The following is a 17,219-nucleotide window of genomic DNA, read 5'->3' as shown; positions in this document are numbered from 1 at the left end:
AAAAACGCTTTTCAGGCTGGTCGATAACGAGTCGCTAAGTGCCGCAGATTTTCGAACCCCCGAAGAGCTTGGAAAGCACCCTGACGGGGATACTTGCTCGAGGCGGGCACTATCGACTTTTAACAGCATTGCTAACGCGGACGCGCTGCGAAAAGCTGTAAATTTTTTCAGCGAACATTATATTGCCGAGGGTGTCGTGCCTTCGGACGCGGGGCCAATGAAACGGACATCTAGTCGTGCCGGCCATTGGTCATGGTGGCCTGCGCCTGGGGTGACGCGGCATGCCTTTTTTGAGGTGGTCTCATGAAACTGCCCAACTTAGACCCGACTGGAGGTGATCTAAGGATCGCATCCGTTCTCGTAGAATATGATGGGCCGCAAATATTTATTGCCCAAAATACGGGCAAATCTCTCTTCATCGCGATGCATGCTCTTCCCGATGGTCAATATGACCGTTGGATGTTCTGTCGTATTTCGAGCCCACGGCTGAAGAGATACGAAAGGGGCGAAGAATCACTTAGGAAAATATTCGAGAATCCAGAATTCTCTGAGCCGATAATCGTCTCATATTTGAATGGAGATCTAATCGGTATAAATCAGTTCCCAGAGTATTCTGAAATATATCCGTTGCTTCCGCATCAAGACTCTTTTTTGATAAGTAATAATGAAAATTTTGATCTAGAATATCTGATAGATTTATCGGTTTCTCGTGAGGAAGGTTTAGAAATTTTGATAGATAGGTCGTCTTCCCCCCTTTGGGAGATGGATCCAAAGGTTGTTGATTATTTATCAAAACGGAGAACCTCTGTTATATCGGCTGCGCAAGTGACTCGTAGAACCGTCCTTGATTTGGCCTTTTCTGTCGGTAAGGGGAGGACGGATTACCCCATTAAGAATTTGGGTTCAGTGTTGAACTCGACTCAAAATCTATTCGACTCACTCACACTTTCTGATGACGATGCGCAAGGCCGGGGTCCGATCGCCAATCGGATCAAGTCGGAAACTCAGTTGCTAGCTGTTGCCAGCTTTCCATCTTCTTTTGGATTGCGAGTAGAATCTGCGGCAGGCGATTTGACAGGTGATGGACGATTGAAGCTAGCTTTAGAAAAATTTGTGGCTTTGATTTGGTCTGTCAACAATTCTGAACAGTTTGAGCTCAGAGTTCGGGCCGTTCCGAAGCGTTCGCAAAGGCACTTCAAGGCATTTGCGAAGGCTGTTCGAGGAGGGAAGTCTGATATCACTATTATTTCAGCAAGTCCGGATCAGATTTCGGAATCTCGTGCGTATCTGTCAAGGCATGATGTGGAATGGCTCGATAAAAAGCTATCAAAAATAGTGGATGATGTCGAACGAGATTTCTATTTTGAAGGAAGGTTGACAGGGTTTAGCTTAAAAAGGAGATTCTTTGTTCTATCTAACGATGATATAGAATACAGTGGCAGAATAGACAAAAATATTATTCAGAAGATTGATGATAAACGCGTAAATCACTTGCATCGTGGCAGAATAATAGAAAAAGTTATCATTGGAGAGGCTACTGGAGAAGAGGTATTTAGCTACGAACTTGTCGACATAGAAGAAGTTGATTGAATTTTAAGTGATCCTCATCACCGGCCACGTCATCCTCACCCCCGAGCATCGCGAGCGCATGATCGCGCTCGGCGTCGAGCATAGCGCGCGGTCGCGGGGCGAGCCGGGGTGTCTGGCGCACAACTGCCATATCGATGTCGAACACCCCGACCGTCTGATGTTCGTCGAGGCGTGGGAGAGCATCGACGCGGTGCGCGCCCATTTCGCGGTGCCCGCGTCGGGCGCCTTCGTCGCCGAAATGCGCGCCCTGTCGCCGCAGCCGCCGGCGATCCGCATCTACACCGCCGACGACATCACCGCGAAGCTGATGGGCTAGGAGCGGAACTTCCGCCCAAAGCGTGGGAGTAGCATATTTCGTCGTCATGCCGGGCTTGACCCGGCACCCGCCTTGCCCTTCAGAACAGGCAGGCCCCGGATCAAGTCCGGGGTGACGAGGGAAGCACGGGGGTTTCGGGGCATATGAGCGGGTTCGAATTCGTCTTTTCGCTGTTCGGGCTGATCCTCGGCCTTGCGCTCGCCGAGGGGCTGGGCGGGCTGGCGCGTGCGCTCAAGGCCAGCCACCGCGTCCGCATCGGCTGGCCGACCGCCTTGCTCGGGCTGTTCGTGTCGTGCGACGTCGTCACCTTCTGGATGTACGGCTGGGCGGTGCGCGACCTGATCCCGATCAGCTGGCCGGTGCTGTTCGGCGGCTTCCTCGTCACCGCGCTCTATTATGTCGCGGCGTCGCTGGTCTTTCCCGACGATCCCGAGGAATGGAGCGACCTCAATGCCCATTTCGACAAGCACCGCCGCAAAGTGATCGGCGCGCTGCTGCTCTGCAATGTGGCGCTGTTCGCGACGGTTATCTGGCTCGACGGCTTTCCGCCGCTGACCCTGCGCAGCCTGGTGATCGCCTGGAGCTTCTTCCCCGTGTCGGCGCTGGCGATCGCGGCGAAGGATCGGCGCGTGACGCTGGGCTGCCTGGTATGGCTGATCGCGCTCTACCCGCTCTCGGCGGTGTGGGGCGCGGGCGGGTGAGGAAGCGCCCTCTCATCCGTTTGTGTCGAGCGAAGTCGAGACACGCTGACACCTTGCAGACGTGTCTCGACTTCGCTCGACACAAGCGGGAACAATAGAAAACCCCTCCCTTTGCGGGGGAGGGGTCTCAAATCATCAAAGCGCGACGAGGTTGACGGCGCTGGTCTTGCCCTTGCGCGGGTCGGTTTCCTCGTCGTAGCTGACCTTCTGATTGTCCTTCAGGTCGCCAAGGCCCGAGCGTTCGACCGCCGAGATGTGCACGAAGACGTCACCGCCGCCGCTGTCGGGGGTGATGAAGCCATAGCCCTTGGTGCTGTTGAACCATTTGACGGTACCGGTAGCCATTTTTAGATATCTCCACGAACTGCGTGGACGATATGCCGACGCGTTGCCGCAGCCTTTTGCCATAAGATGAACGGAAAGCCAGCGAGAAATGGCGATGGCATGGTGTGTGTCAGGTGGGGACGATATCCCCCTCCCACTTGTGGGAGGGGCCAGGGGAGGGCCTGTTTCGCCGATAGGGAAGGTCACAGACCCTCCCCAAACCCCTCCCTGAAGGGAGGGGCTTCAAATTACTTCGCCGCCGCAAGCATCGGCGCCAGATATTGCCCCGTATAGCTGCGCGGGTTCTTCGCGACCTGCTCGGGGGTGCCCGCCGCGACGACCTCGCCGCCCTTGACCCCGCCCTCGGGGCCCATGTCGACGATATGGTCGGCGGTCTTGATGACGTCGAGATTATGTTCGATCACGATCACGCTGTTGCCCTGTTCGACCAGCGCCTGCAGCACTTCGAGCAATTTGCGGACATCCTCGAAATGCAGCCCGGTGGTCGGCTCGTCGAGGATGTAGAGCGTCTGCCCGGTCGAGCGCCGCGACAATTCCTTGGCCAGCTTGACGCGCTGCGCCTCGCCGCCCGACAGCGTCGTCGCCTGTTGCCCGACCTTGATGTACCCCAGGCCCACGCGGACGAGCATCGCCATCTTCTCGCGGATCGACGGCACCGCCTTGAAGAACTCCGCCGCATCCTCGACGGTCATGTCGAGCACGTCGGCGATGCTGTGGCCCTTGAACTTCACCTCGAGCGTTTCGCGGTTGTAGCGTTTGCCGTGGCACGTCTCGCACGTCACATAGACGTCGGGCAGGAAGTGCATCTCGATCTTGATCAGCCCGTCGCCGGTGCAGGTCTCGCAGCGCCCGCCCTTGACGTTGAAGCTGAAACGCCCGGGCTTGTACCCGCGCGCCTGGCTTTCGGGCAGCCCCGCGAACCAGTCGCGAATGATCGTGAAGGCGCCGGTATAAGTCGCGGGGTTGCTGCGCGGGGTGCGGCCGATCGGCGACTGGTCGATGTCGATGACCTTGTCGCAATGCTCCAGCCCCTTCAGGCTGTCGTGCGGTCCCGCGATCATCCGCGCGCCGTTGAGCACGCGCGCCGCGCTGGCATAGAGCGTGTCGATGATCAGGCTCGACTTGCCGCTGCCCGACAGGCCGGTGACGCAGGTGAAGGTGCCGAGCGGGATCTTGACCGTCACATTGTCGAGATTGTTGGCGCGCGCGCCCTTGAGCACGAGGTCGAAGCCATTGCCCTTGCGGCGGTGCTTCGGGATTTCGATCTTCTTCGCGCCGGTGAGATAGGCTGCGGTGAGACTGTTTTCGTTCGCGAGCACCTGTTCGAGCGTGCCCTCGGCGACGATTTCGCCGCCGTGGAGGCCCGCGCCGGGGCCCATGTCGACGATATAATCGGCGTGGCGGATCGCATCCTCGTCATGTTCGACGACGATCACCGTGTTGCCGAGGTCGCGGAGACGCTTGAGCGTCGCGAGCAGCCGGTCGTTGTCGCGCTGGTGGAGGCCGATGCTCGGTTCGTCGAGGACGTAGAGCACCCCCGACAGGCCGCTGCCGATCTGTGAGGCGAGGCGGATGCGCTGGCTTTCGCCGCCGCTGAGCGTCCCGCTGGTGCGGTTGAGATTGATATAATCGAGCCCGACATTGTTGAGGAAGCCCAGCCGCGCGTTGATTTCCTTCAGGATCGCCTTGGCGATCTGCTGCTGGGTGTCGTTCAGTTTTTCGTCGAGGGTCGAGAACCATTCGAGCGCGTCGGCGACCGAGCGCTGCGCCGACAGGCTGATGTCCTCGCCGGCGATCTTTACCGCGAGCGGTTCGGGGCGCAGGCGTGCGCCATGGCACGTCTCGCACGGCTGCGGGGTCTGATATTTGCTCAGCTCCTCGCGCATCCACGCGCTTTCGGTCTGGAGCAGGCGGCGGTTGAGGTTGCCGATGACGCCTTCGAACGCCTTGTGCGTCGTATAGCTGCGGCGGCCGTCCTTGAAGGTCAGCTCGACGGGCTTGCCGCCGGTGCCATAGAGGATGACGAGTTGCACCTCGCCGGGCAGGTCCTGCCAGGGCGTCGTCAGGTCGAAACCATAGGCTTTGCCCAGGCTTTCGAGCACTTGCATATAATAAGGCGAGGGCGGGTTCGATTTCGCCCACGGCACCACCGCGCCCTTCTTCAGGCTCAGCGCATGGTTGGGTACTACAAGGTCTGGGTCAAACTCCTGCCGCTCCCCCAACCCATCGCACGCCGGGCAGGCGCCTTGCGGCGCGTTGAAGCTGAACAGGCGCGGCTCGATCTCGGCGATGGTGAAGCCCGAGACGGGGCAGGCGAACTTCTCCGAAAAAATCAACCGGTTCGCGGGGATGCCCGCGCCCTTCATCGCGCCGCCGGTGTCTTCTTCTTCGCGGCCCGGCACAGGACCGTCGGCGAGGTCGACATAGGCGAGCCCTTCGGCGAGCTTCAGCGCGGTCTCGAAACTGTCGGCGAGCCGCGTGCCGAGGCCTTCGCGCACCGCGATGCGGTCGACGACGACCTCGATGTCATGCTTGTATTTCTTGTCGAGCGCGGGCGCCTCGCCGATCTCGTAGAATTCGCCGTCGATGCGGACGCGTGTGAAGCCGTCCTTCTGCCACTGCGCGAGTTCCTTCTTATACTCGCCCTTGCGGCCGCGCACGACCGGGGCGAGCAGATAGGCGCGCGTGCCCTCGGGCAATTCCATCACGCGGTCGACCATCTGGCTGACCGTCTGCGCGCTGATCGGCTCGCCGGTGGCGGGCGAATAGGGAATGCCGACGCGCGCCCAGAGCAGGCGCATATAGTCGTAGATCTCGGTCACCGTCGCGACCGTCGAGCGCGGGTTGCGCGACGTCGTCTTCTGCTCGATGCTGATCGCCGGCGACAGGCCGTCGATATGCTCGACGTCGGGCTTCTGCATCATTTCGAGGAACTGGCGGGCGTAGGCGGAGAGCGACTCTACATAGCGCCGCTGCCCCTCGGCATAGATGGTGTCGAACGCCAGCGACGATTTGCCGCTGCCCGACAGGCCGGTGATGACGACCAGCGCATCGCGCGGCAGGTCGACGTTCACGCCCTTCAGATTATGCTCGCGCGCACCGCGCACGGAGATGTGGGTGAGACTCATGGGAGGGGTGTGTTCCAGATTTGTTCTTTGCGCGCAAGGGGGCGCGTGTCGCCGTAGAGATGGTGGCTCAGTAGAAATACGCAAGCGGCGTGATTTGGCGTTTTGGTCCTATACCGACCACCGCGATTGGCATTCTTCTCTTACCTAAGGGTGGAGGATTGCGGATGCGGGTCCGGACGGCGTGCCTGAAGTATAAATGCCGCAGCGACGACCACAGGTCGTTCGCCCACGCATGGCGATGATCCGCGGTGTTCGGGGCCTTGCCATCGGAATTGTGGCCACCGCGCTTACGGGATGCACCGTCATCAATGTGGGCGCCGGGGAGCAGGTCGACATGCTCGCCGTGGGCGTCGTCCGCGTTCGCGTGCCGGCTGTGGCCGATGGGCTGGTCGCGGTCGAACGCAGCGGCGTGGGATTGGGTTGGGACTCCCTCCCTGGCGGTGGCGCCTATCTGGGATGGAGCGAGGGGAAGTGGGTCATCGCCGACCCGGCGAAATGTCAGTTGCTCGTCATCGTTCGGACGAACGCGCAGGCGGACAACGCGAAGTCGATCCTGAGCAAATTGGAGGGGGAATCGCCATGCATCGTCGATCAATCGGATTCATCGCCGCGCTGAGTACCTTGCCGCTTTTGGGCGGCTGCGTGCAGGCAACACGGCACAGCAATACACTTGTTTTTGGCACGAACACCTCCTTCGGTATCAAGGTCGGAACCGACACTGCGCAAGTGCCGACGATCATCGTTGGGTATGACCGGCAAGAGGCCGTCATCATGCCGCTGGTCGCGAACACCGAGGAAGCCGCAGATGCGGCAATGAACCGTCTGTCGCCGTGCGATCTGACACAAGGCGTCCGCGTTGACGGTGACGCGGAGTTTGCGGTTCACCCATGCTCGCTGGTGGCGACCAACGGATCCGCGCAAGATGCCTATTCTGTTCTCGCCAGTTTCGGTGCGAGTTACGATGCGACCGGAACGAGCGCAAAAGGGGGACTCGCCCAATATTTTTCGACCGGGATCGCTGCGCAGATACTCGCGCTGAAGGGCGGCGCAGCTTTGGTGGCAACTGGCGAAGCCGCTGAGGCTTCGGCTCAAACGCCGGCAAGCGCCGGCCTGGCAGCGCTCATAACGGGAAATTCCAACTATGCGCGGGGCATCGCTGAAACCGAAGCAAGCATTCCCTTGGAGAAAGAGGTTCTCAAGAAAATCCGTGCGACGGATCAAGGAAACTTGGTGAACAGCCTCACCAATTTCGAGAATGCGCTCGGGATTTCCAGCGGAGCTGTAACCGCGTGCAAAGGGCGAAGCCCTTCAGATTGCGCCGATCTCGTCGAAGCGCGCGACCTTTATGCCGATTCGCGGCTGAGCACTATGGCGGACAAAGTGACAAGCGCTTTGGCGGCTTGGTCGACGCCCTGAGGCGAACTGCTGTTGTTGGCGGATGTAGAAAGGAGACCGACTATGACGGACCTGACACGGGTATATGCCTTTGACACGTTAGAGGCCGCGGCTATGGAAGCGGGCAGATGGAAGGCGCGGCAATATAATGTCGCGTTGGTCGGACCCACCGATGCGATCCGATTGGCCAAATCGGACGAAGACCCGACGGAATGGGAGTCCGGTGCCGCAGCCGATTGGTATCTGGTCATCGCGAGCAAGGCGCCGGTGGAAGTGCTTGCCGCCAAGAAAAAGGACTAGGATTCAGATAGCCGCGCGCAGGTTTGATCTTCGATACGCCGGGGAATTTCCATAAACATGCAAGTGGCTTCGACCAGCGGCGGTCCATTCGATTGACCGTCTCCGCGAACAAGCGGACAACCGCTCCATAGTCCGCCGCCCATCAGGAACGGGCCGGCGCACGAAAGGAGCTGGGGAATGAAGAAATTTTTGACGGGGGCCGCGGGCCTTGCGATTGCCGCTACGCTGGTTGCGGTGCCAGTATCGGCGAACGACATGGCGCCCTTCGCTTCGCTGAAGGCCGAGGCGGGCGAGGCGTCGGCGAAGGATGAAGCGTCGCTCAAGGCGCTGACTTTCGGCAGCTGGGGCGTCGATCTCGGCGCGCGCGACACATCGGTGAAGCCGGGCGACGATTTCGACCGTTTCGCCAATGGCGGCTGGTTCGCCAAGACCGAAATCCCGGCCGACCAGGCGTCGGCGGGGGTCGATTACGATGTGTATAATCTGACCCAGCGCCAGCTGCGCCAGGTCGTCACCGGGGCGCCGGGGACGAGTCAGGTCGGGGGATTGTACCAGAGCTTCACCGACGAGGCGCGGGTCGAGGCGCTCGGCGCCAAGCCGCTGATGGCCGATCTCGCGCACGTCGCGGCGATCAAGGACAAGGCCGAAATGGCGCGCTTCATGGGCGCGTCGCAGGGCGCGTTCGGTATGACGATCGTCGGCGGCGGACCCTATGCCGACACCGACGATCCGACGGTCAACGTGCTGTGGCTGGGGCAGGGCGGGCTCGGCCTGCCCGAGCGCGAATATTATCTCGACGACCAGTTCAAGCCGCAGCGCGACGCGTACCGCGCCTATATCGTCCGCACGCTGGGCATGACGGGGACCAAGAACCCCGAAGCCGCCGCCGACGCGATCCTGGCCTATGAGACCGAGATCGCCAAGGTCAGCTGGAAGATCGCCGACCGCCGCGACATCGGCAAGATCAACAACCCGATGTCGTCCGCCGAACTCGCCGCCTATGCGCCCGGGCTCGATTGGGATGCGTGGTTCGCGGGGGCGGGGATCGCGCCGCAAAAGCGGATCATCGTCAACGAGACGACCGCGATCCGCGACATCGCCGCGCTGTACGCCAAGACACCGCTCGATACGCTGAAGCTGTGGCAGCAATTCCATGTCGCCAATCAGGCGGCGCCCTATCTGTCGAAGGCGTTCGTCGACAGCCGCTTCGATTACACCAAGGTGCTGAGCGGGGTCAGCGAACTGCGTCCGCGCTGGAAGCGCGGGCTGACCCTTGTCGATGGCAGCCTTGGCGAGCTGGTCGGCGAAACCTATTCGCACGAATATTTCCCCGCGAGCGCCAAGGCGAAGATGGAGACGCTCGTCGCCAACCTGAAGCTGGCGATGGGCGACCGGATTCGCGCCAACGGCTGGATGGCACCCGCGACCAAGCAGGCGGCGCTGACGAAGCTTGAGCGGATGGACGTGATGGTCGGCTATCCCGACAAATGGCGCGATTATTCGGGGCTGAAGATCGATCCGGCGGACCTTTACGGCAATGTGAAGCGCAGCGGTCAGTTCGAATATGCCTATGGCCTGTCGGACCTGAACAAGCCGGTCGACCGCAAGAAATGGTCGATGAACCCGCAGGAGGTGAACGCGTATAATGGCGGGCTGGAGAACAAGATCGTGTTCCCGGCGGGCATCTTGCAGGCTCCCTATTTCAGCGAGAGCGTCGACGATGCGGTCAATTACGGCGCGATCGGCGCGGTTATCGGGCACGAGATCGTCCATGGTTTCGACGACCAGGGGCGCAAGATCGACGCCAATGGCGCGGTGCGCGACTGGTGGACGCCCGAGGATGCTGCGCGTTTCGACGCCGCGGCCAAGGCGTTCGGGGCGCAATATGCGACCTATGAGGCGGCGCCCGGGGCGTTCATCAACCCCGACCTGACGATGGGCGAGAATATCGCCGATCTCGCGGGGCTGGAGGTCGCGTACGACGCCTACCACCGCTCGCTGGGCGGCAAGGAAGCGCCGGTGATCGACGGGCTGACCGGCGACCAGCGCTTCTTCCTCGCCTTCGCCCAGGCCTGGCGCGACAAGGCGCGCGAGGATTCGATCAAGCAGCAGGTGGCGAGCGATCCGCACAGCCCGGCGCGCTGGCGGATCATCGGGCCGGTGCGCAATGTCGATGCCTGGTATACTGCGTTCGGCGTCGATGCCGGGGCCAAATATTATTTGAAGCCTGCGGATCGCACCAAGATCTGGTAAAGACCTACTCGGACAAGGCGGGGGCGGCGGTCGGCCGTCCCCGCAGCGCCATCACGCCCAGCGACAGCGCCGCGCCGACGATGACGAACAGCGCGGGAAAGCCTCCGAGCACCGACATCATGCGGATGCCGTCGAGCCCAGCCGCCGCGACGAGCACCATCGCGACCAGCCCGACGGTGACGCCCCAGACGATCTGGATCCACAGCGGCGCTTCGGGGCGCTCGGGGGTGATGCCGTGCGTCGACAGCGCGCTCATCGCTGACACATTGGCGTCGGCGCCCGCGACGTAAGACAGGAAGATCGCGAACAATACGATCGCGGTCACGACCGATCCGCCGCCGAGCGCGTCGAACAGGCGGAACAGCACGGGGTCGGGGCCCTGCGTCGACAGGATCGCATAGAGGCTGGCGCCGCTTTGCTGGTCGAGGACGATCGTCGCGCCGGCGATCGCGGTCATCCACACCGCGCCGAACAGAGCGGGGAGGATCAGGTTGAACAGGATGAAGGCGCGGACGCTGTAGCCGACCGCGAGGCGGCCGAGGAACAGCGCGGTCACCGGCGCCCAGGCGAACCAGTTCGCCCAGTTGAAGATCGTCCATTGCCGGTGCCAGTCGCGGTCGACGTCGAGCCCGAGGTTGCGCGGCACGAAGGTGCCGACATAGTCGGCGCCGCCGCGCAGCGACAGGCCGAGCATCTCGGCGGTCGGTCCGGCGAGAAGCACGAAGGCGATGATCGCGAAGAAAATCCAGGTGTTGAGTACCGACAGCCCGGCGATGCCTTTCTGCAGGCCCGTCGCGGCGGAGATGAGGAAGCTGGCGACGATCGCGATCATGATGCTCCAGCGCAAACCCGCGCCGCCAGCAAAGCCGCCGAGTCCTTCGATCCCGCCCGCGAGCGCCAATATGCCGGCGCCCATCGACGCCGCCATACCCGCGACGAGCGCATAAAGGCAGATGATGTCGATCGCCGATCCGACGGGGCCGTGGGCGCGCCGGCCGATCAGCGGCGCGAACAGCGACGACAGGCTGAACGGTTCGCCGCGGTTGTAATAGACGAGCGCGAAGGCGAGCGCGGCGACGGTGTAAATGCCGTAGGGTGTCAGCGTCCAGTGCAGGAACATCGTCGACATCGCGAAGGCCGCGGCGCCGTCGCTGCCCGGTTGCAGCCCGAGCATTGCGGGCGGGGTGTTGAGGTGGAACAAGGGCTCGGCGGCGCCCCAGAACAGGATGCCGGTGGCGATGGTGGTGCACAGCATGACCGCGAACCAGCGCCAGCGGCCGAGCAGCGGCTTCGCATCGGGGCCGCCGATGATCGTCCTGCCAAGCGGCGACACGGCGACGGCGGCGAGCAGGACGAGGAAAGCGACCCCCGCCACCGCGAAGACCGGGCCGAGCCAGAGGAGGACCCAGTCGTTGATCGCGACCTCGGCCTCGAAAAAGGCCGCGCGCTGCCACAGGCTGAACCCCACCGCCGCCGCGAGGATAGCGAGCGGTACGAAGAAGACCGGGCGGTTGATGCGGCGCGGCAGTGCGGCTGGCAAAGGCTGGTGTCGCTTGACAGGGGGAAGGGGCGCCCAGCATGACGTGGCGGGCGCGATCGGTCAAATCCGGGCGGAACGGCCAGCGTGCATGCGCGTTTGAATCGACGGACAAGTCTCGCAAGGAGAGCTTCGATGACCAGGAAGATTTTGACGGCGGTTGGCGCATTGGCACTGATCGCCGGGACGCAGGCCGCGGCGTTTGAGCCGCTGCCCGACGGCACCACGACCGAGGAACGGGCCAGCACCGCGCGGCTCAACGCCGAACAACGCGCCCGCGCCGAGGCCGAGCGGGCCGCTTATGAACAGCAACTCGCCACCATCGCGCAGCAGGAAGCCAATTCGCAGGCGACCTTCGCGCAGGAAACCGCCGACTATGAAGCGGAAAAGGCGCGGGTTGCCGCGATGTCGGCCGAAGAGCGGATCAAGTGGGAGGCCGACGTCGCAGCATGCAAGGCCGGCGACACGACGCGTTGTGCGCCGCCCGCGGTGCCGCCGCAGCCCTGACCGCGGACCAGTCACCATGGCCCGCCTTATTGCGGGGGCGCGGTTCCGACCGGCGGCATCTCGGCCGAAGGCGTCGTTGCCATCACGATGGGCGGCGCGCCGCTTTCCGGTTGTGACGACGCCGGGGGTGAGGGCGGCTGTGCCTGTGCGGTGGGGACAGGCGACTGCATCACGATAATCTTCGCAGCGTCGGGATCGTCGAAGCTGCCGCCGTAGCGATAATCGTCGGCCGGTTCGTCGGCATAATCGATCGCGACGGCGCCGAGTTCGCGAAATTCGCCGTCCATTCGGTCTTCGCGGGCGAATTTCGCGCGCATGCCCGATCCATATCCCTCGCCGCAGCCATCGCAAGGCACGACCGGCCGGGTTTCGACCCGCAAGGCGTCGGGGTTGCCGGTGAGCTCGGCATAAGAGGCGCCGTCATCGTTGCCGCCCTTCATTCCGCCGGTCGCCACCTGCCCAAGCAACAGGCCACCGATGGCGCCGAAGCCGGCGATCCCCAGCCACGCCAGGATTTTCAGCGGTGCCCCTTTTTCGGTCATGGCCGACAAACGCGGCGGGATCGTTCGGGTTGCATCGTCGATCGTGTGCGCCTCTGGCCATTCGTCGACGACCGAACGCGCTTCGTCTGCCAATCGAGCGCTCGTTCCAGCCGGTCGAACCCCGACTGCGCGGCGCGGGAAAAGCCCATATCTCTTCAAATGCGGGATACGGGGGCGGTGGCCTTCCCCGGTCCAGGTCCTCGTATCCCGCATCCCCCAAGAGAGGACTCCCCCATGGCGAAACTGACCCTGATCCTGCTGGCAGTGCCCCTGGCACTCACCAGCATCTCCGTTCCTGCCGCCGCGCAGGAGAAGAAAAGCGTCGTCGTCCGCTACGACGATCTCAACCTTTCCGGCGCATCGGGCCGCGACCGGCTGACCACCCGCGTCAAGATGGCGGTGCGCGAAGTGTGCGACACCCGGCTGGCGCAGGGGCTTCGCGCCCAGCAGAAAGCGCGCGAATGCGCCAACGACACGATGAAGGATACCGATGTGAAGCTGGCCAGCCTGTTCAACGGCGCCGGCACCGCGGTGGCCGATCGCGGCTCGGTGACCGTCGCCGCGCCCTGACGATGTCCCACGGCCCGACGGCCGGCAAAGGGCGGCCATGCTCCGGCATGGCCGCTTTTTTCTTTGCCCGTCGCTGTCCGGGCCCGGGAATCCTGCGACGAACCGAAGCTTTTGGCGACGAAAAGATTTGCGGCGCCGCGACGCTATGGGCAATAGCCGATTCAGCTTGTTTTTTCGGGGGAAATTGGGGTGGCGGAAATTATTGGCGGTCCGGGTAACGAGACGCTGAGCGGCACTGCGGATGCCGATACGATCATGGGCAATGGCGGCAATGACGTCATCTATGGCAAGGGCGGCGCCGACACATTGTCGGGTGGCGACGGCGACGACGAGTTCATCTACGGCGGCGGCGATGTGGCGCCGGGCGAAACGATCGACGGGGGCGCGGGTTTCGACAAGATCCGCATAAACGGCGGAACCGTCGATCTGTCCACGCTGGTCCTGACGAGCATCGAGGGGATCGAATCGACCCCCAACGGCAACACCCGCGTCGCCGCGGAGCAGCTCGACTCCATGCAATGGCTGTACGGCGGGTTCCAGCTGACGAATGGCGGCACCATGTCGTTCAGCGGAACGAAGATTGCCAGCAGCAGCGTGTTCAGGCTGGCGAACGCCGACACGGTGTTCGACATGACCGGCATGCTTCCTCTCGACCCCGGCAACCCGACCGGCGCGTTCGTCATCGGCGGCACGGCGAGGGACCAGATCACCGGCGGCGATCGCAACGATACGCTTTGGGGCGGCGCGGGCGACGACATTCTCGTCGGCGGCGGCGGAACGGACTATATCTACGGCGGCGAGGGGGTCGACATCGTCCGCGGCGGGGACGGCAACGACTTTCTCCAGTTTCGCAGCGATGCCGAAATCCGCGCGGGCGAGACCTATGACGGCGGCGCCGGCATCGATACGCTGGAATTCATCGGCAGCAACTTCGGCGGCCATATCGATCTCAGCGCGATGACGCTGACGGGGATCGAGCGGATTACCGGGGGCGGCGATCTCACGATGCTGATTTCGCAGGTCGCCGACCTGACCGAGGTCAGCCACAGGATCAGGCTGGCGGACGGCGGGATCTTGTCGCTGGCCGACGCGACGCTGCAGACGATCATCACGACGTCGAACAATGCGACGACGGTCGACGCGAGCGGGGCCGTCGGCGGTTCGCTCCAGCTGCAGGGTGGGACCGCCGTCGATACGGTCATCGGAACCGCCTTCGCCGATGTGATCGCGGGCGGCGGCGGCAACGACATCCTTTCCGGCGGTGGCGGCGACGATCGCATCGAAGGCGGGCTCGGCCAGGACCAGCTGAGCGGCGGCGCCGGCGACGATGTGTTCGTTTTCAGGGCGGCCGACCAGATCCAGGCCGGCGAGGTGATCGCCGGCGGCGACGGCAACGACCGGATCGAAATCGCCTCGTCCCAGTCGGGGCGGTTCGACTTCAGCCAGGCGACCGTCACGGGCATCGAAGAAATCGTGCAGAACGGCTCCTACGAGGTCGCGTTGGCGGCGAGCCAGCTCGATACAATATCCTATATCCGCGGCGTATTCTTCGTGTTGGGCGGCGGGATCTCGCTCTTGGACGGGCTCGATGCCGACAACAGCATCCTGATCGCCGGCGACGTGGCGACAACGCTCGATGCGCGCGGTTCGACCGGTTTCCTTCGCCTTCAGGGCGGCGCGGCCGGCGACACGTTGATCGCCAACAACAACGGGTCTTGGCTGGAAGGCTTTGGCGGCGACGACCGGCTGACCGGCGGCACCGGCGTTGACCGTCTCGACGGCGGCGAGGGCAATGACGAACTGGCCGGCGGCATCGGGAATGACGAGCTTTACGGCGGCGGGGGCATAAACCGGCTCGACGGCGGCGAGGGCAACGACACGCTCTATGTCGAGATCAACGGTTTCTCGGGCGCACACACGCTGGCGGGCGGTGCGGGGCAGGATACGCTCTGGATCACTGCTCCGAATGTCGACATTTCCGCATCGACCGTGACCGGCATCGAAACGCTCCGGTCGAACGGCGGCGGCAACATCACCGCCTCGGCCGCGCAGATCAATGGTTTCTCGTCGCTGATGGCTCACGCCACCGATATCCACCTGTCGACTGGCGGGACCATAAACCTGAACGGTAAGACGGTCACCGAGACCTATTTCTATTTTTCCGACAGCGCGACCGTCTTCGACGCGCGCGGCGTGCTGGGCCAGGCGCGCTTCAATCTTCACGGCGGTGCCGGGGCGGACACGATCATCAGCGGCAGTGGCCATGACGGCGTGTACGGCGGCGCGGGCAACGACGTCCTCGATGGCGGCGACGGCGACGATGTCGTGATCGGCGGCGCGGGACGCGATACGGTGCGCGGGGGCCAGGGCAACGACGTGTTCTTCATCGAAGCCGCGTCCGATCTCGTCGCCAGCGAAGTCTATGACGGCGGCGCCGGAACCGACCGGTTGCAATTCTTCTTCGGCGATCTCAACGTCAATATCTCGAACATCACCTTGACCGACGTCGAGGAGATTCAGATGCATTTTGGCGGGCGGCTGTCGTTGACGGCCGCTCAGCTCGATAATGCGACCAATATTTATGGCGGAAGTTTCGTTCTGACCACCGCGGGGTCGGTGTCGATGGCGGGCGTCGCTTCGACCGGCGCAGTGTTTTTCCTGTCCGATTTCGGAAACAGCTTCGACCTGACCGGCTATCTTCCCGGGCTTGGCAATGTGACGGGCGGTGCCGGGATGGATGTTATTACCGGGGCCGGCGGCCGGGACCTGCTGTCCGGCGGTGGCGGAAACGATGTGATCTTCGGCGCTGGCGGAAATGACCAGTTGATCGGCGGCGTCGGGGAAGATCATTTGCATGGCGGCACTGGCGATGACACCTATTTCGTCGACTCGCTGAACGATATCATCTTCGAAAATACGAACGAAGGGAATGACACGGTCGTTTCGACCTCTTCATTCTATCTTTACGCTGGCGTCGAGAATCTGTTCCTCAATCCGACTCCAGGCGCGAATATCTTCGGGGTCGGCAACGAGCTTGCCAACACGATCCTCGGCAACGAAGGCGAAAATCTGCTGATTGCAGGCGCGGGCAAGGATGTTGTCCGCGGCGGCGGCGCGCGCGACGCGATCTTCGGCGAGGACGGCGACGACCAGCTGTTCGGTGACGAGGGGATCGACTATCTTGTCGGCGGGACCGGCAACGACGTCATCGACGGCGGAGCCGACGCGGACGAGATTTATGGCGAGGACGGCAATGACACGCTGATCGGCGGGACGGGCTTCCACACCGACATCCTCGTCGGCGGCATCGGAAACGACATCTTGCGCGGCGACAGCACGCTCGGCGATTACGACCTGCTCTATGGCAATGAGGGCGACGACCGCTTTTACGTCGATACGCCCCACGATCTGGTGTTCGAGCAGGCGGGGCAGGGCGTCGATACGGTCTATGCCAATATTCAGGGTGCCGGCTATTATCTCTATGCCAACATCGAGAATCTGGTGCTGGAGGGCAACACGCCGTTCGGCGTCGGCAATAACCTCGACAATCGTATCACGGGCAATGCGACCGGCAACTATCTGCTCGGCGGCGCGGGGAACGATGTATTGAACGGGATGGGCGGCAACGATGTGCTGTTCGGTGAAGCCGGCAACGACATTTTCGTCTTTACCCCAGGTTCGGGCGCCGACGTCATCGGCGACTTCACGCGCGGGCAGGATCGCATCGACCTCAGCGCGCTTGGCATCACCGGGCTGGGCCAGATCAGCGGCGGCTTTGTGCAAGACGGCAATGTCGGCGCGATCCTGCTCGCGTCCGGCGACGTGATCGTGCTGCACAATGTCCAGATGGGCACGCTCACGGCGGGCGACTTCATTTTCGCCAGCGGTTCCGCGAAGGTGGCCGACTTGTCGGATAAGGCGATGGATGCCCTGCAAATGTTGGAATTCGGTAGCGATGCCGCGCTGTTCGGCGCCGATCAGGGGGCCGAAATCTGGCTGAGCTACCTCAATCGCGAGGCCGTGATGTTCGGGTAG

14 protein-coding genes are annotated in these 17,219 nt (G+C 62.7%); 10 read left to right on the top strand and 4 right to left on the bottom strand.

The genetic code is table 11. The features are described from left to right. The first annotated feature begins 303 nt into the window (after positions 1-303). From AC3WS4_RS15745 to AC3WS4_RS15735, 3 genes are all read left to right on the top strand, one after another. A complete protein-coding gene (locus AC3WS4_RS15745; protein WP_492739297.1) occupies positions 304-1,590 on the top strand; it encodes a DUF6575 domain-containing protein in 1,287 nt (428 codons plus the stop codon). Between the two features lie 7 nt (positions 1,591-1,597). After that, positions 1,598-1,906, top strand: coding sequence for a putative quinol monooxygenase (locus tag AC3WS4_RS15740; protein WP_492739298.1), 309 nt, complete (start codon positions 1,598-1,600; stop codon positions 1,904-1,906). A gap of 143 nt (positions 1,907-2,049) precedes the next feature. Beyond that, positions 2,050-2,607, top strand: a complete 558-nt coding sequence (locus tag AC3WS4_RS15735; protein ID WP_492739300.1) for a hypothetical protein — start codon at positions 2,050-2,052, stop codon at positions 2,605-2,607. A 135-nt stretch (positions 2,608-2,742) separates the two neighbouring features. Here AC3WS4_RS15735 and AC3WS4_RS15730 read toward each other — a convergent pair whose 3' ends face one another. Next, entirely contained in the window at positions 2,743-2,952 is a 210-nt protein-coding gene (locus AC3WS4_RS15730; RefSeq protein WP_056350749.1) for a cold-shock protein, read from the bottom strand. 227 nt (positions 2,953-3,179) lie between these two features. Continuing rightward, positions 3,180-6,080: an excinuclease ABC subunit UvrA gene (uvrA, locus tag AC3WS4_RS15725; RefSeq protein ID WP_492739302.1), complete on the bottom strand. Its 2,901-nt coding sequence runs from the start codon at positions 6,078-6,080 to the stop codon at positions 3,180-3,182. Positions 6,081-6,312: 232 nt separating this feature from the next. Here uvrA and AC3WS4_RS15720 point away from each other — a divergent pair, with 232 nt between their 5' ends. From AC3WS4_RS15720 to AC3WS4_RS15705, 4 genes are all read left to right on the top strand, one after another. Next, a complete protein-coding gene (locus AC3WS4_RS15720) occupies positions 6,313-6,696 on the top strand; it encodes a hypothetical protein (RefSeq protein ID WP_492739304.1) in 384 nt (127 codons plus the stop codon). Next, entirely contained in the window at positions 6,660-7,496 is an 837-nt protein-coding gene (locus AC3WS4_RS15715) for a hypothetical protein (protein WP_492739305.1), read from the top strand. The genes AC3WS4_RS15720 and AC3WS4_RS15715 overlap by 37 nt, the downstream gene beginning before the upstream one ends. A 42-nt stretch (positions 7,497-7,538) precedes the next feature. Next, positions 7,539-7,775 carry a hypothetical protein gene (locus AC3WS4_RS15710; RefSeq protein ID WP_492739307.1) on the top strand — a complete coding sequence of 79 codons (237 nt, stop codon included), beginning with the start codon at positions 7,539-7,541 and terminating at the stop codon, positions 7,773-7,775. A gap of 177 nt (positions 7,776-7,952) precedes the next feature. Further along, positions 7,953-10,028, top strand: a complete 2,076-nt coding sequence (locus tag AC3WS4_RS15705; protein WP_492739309.1) for a M13 family metallopeptidase — start codon at positions 7,953-7,955, stop codon at positions 10,026-10,028. Between the two features lie 4 nt (positions 10,029-10,032). Here the strand turns inward: AC3WS4_RS15705 and AC3WS4_RS15700 are convergent, their stop codons facing one another. Further along, entirely contained in the window at positions 10,033-11,568 is a 1,536-nt protein-coding gene (locus tag AC3WS4_RS15700) for a BCCT family transporter (RefSeq protein WP_492739311.1), read from the bottom strand. Positions 11,569-11,700: 132 nt separating this feature from the next. On the opposite strand from AC3WS4_RS15700, the gene AC3WS4_RS15695 reads away from it, so the two are divergent. Further along, entirely contained in the window at positions 11,701-12,072 is a 372-nt protein-coding gene (locus AC3WS4_RS15695; protein ID WP_056350762.1) for a hypothetical protein, read from the top strand. A gap of 26 nt (positions 12,073-12,098) precedes the next feature. On the opposite strand, the gene AC3WS4_RS15690 is transcribed toward AC3WS4_RS15695, so the two are convergent. Next, positions 12,099-12,707, bottom strand: coding sequence for a hypothetical protein (locus AC3WS4_RS15690; RefSeq protein ID WP_492739316.1), 609 nt, complete (start codon positions 12,705-12,707; stop codon positions 12,099-12,101). A gap of 141 nt (positions 12,708-12,848) precedes the next feature. Between AC3WS4_RS15690 and AC3WS4_RS15685 the strand changes: the two genes are divergently transcribed. Together AC3WS4_RS15685 and AC3WS4_RS15680 are read left to right on the top strand one after the other, a co-directional pair. Next, the gene (locus AC3WS4_RS15685; protein ID WP_492739317.1) at positions 12,849-13,184 is read left to right on the top strand and encodes a UrcA family protein; all 336 of its coding nucleotides are present in this window, start codon (positions 12,849-12,851) and stop codon (positions 13,182-13,184) included. Between the two features lie 189 nt (positions 13,185-13,373). Beyond that, positions 13,374-17,219 carry a beta strand repeat-containing protein gene (locus tag AC3WS4_RS15680; protein ID WP_492739319.1) on the top strand — a complete coding sequence of 1,282 codons (3,846 nt, stop codon included), beginning with the start codon at positions 13,374-13,376 and terminating at the stop codon, positions 17,217-17,219.

This window comes from Sphingopyxis sp. EU05-FHT14B03 (assembly GCF_058790875.1).
Note: the sequence above shows the minus strand (reverse complement) of the source record. Positions and strands in the feature narration are given on the sequence as shown.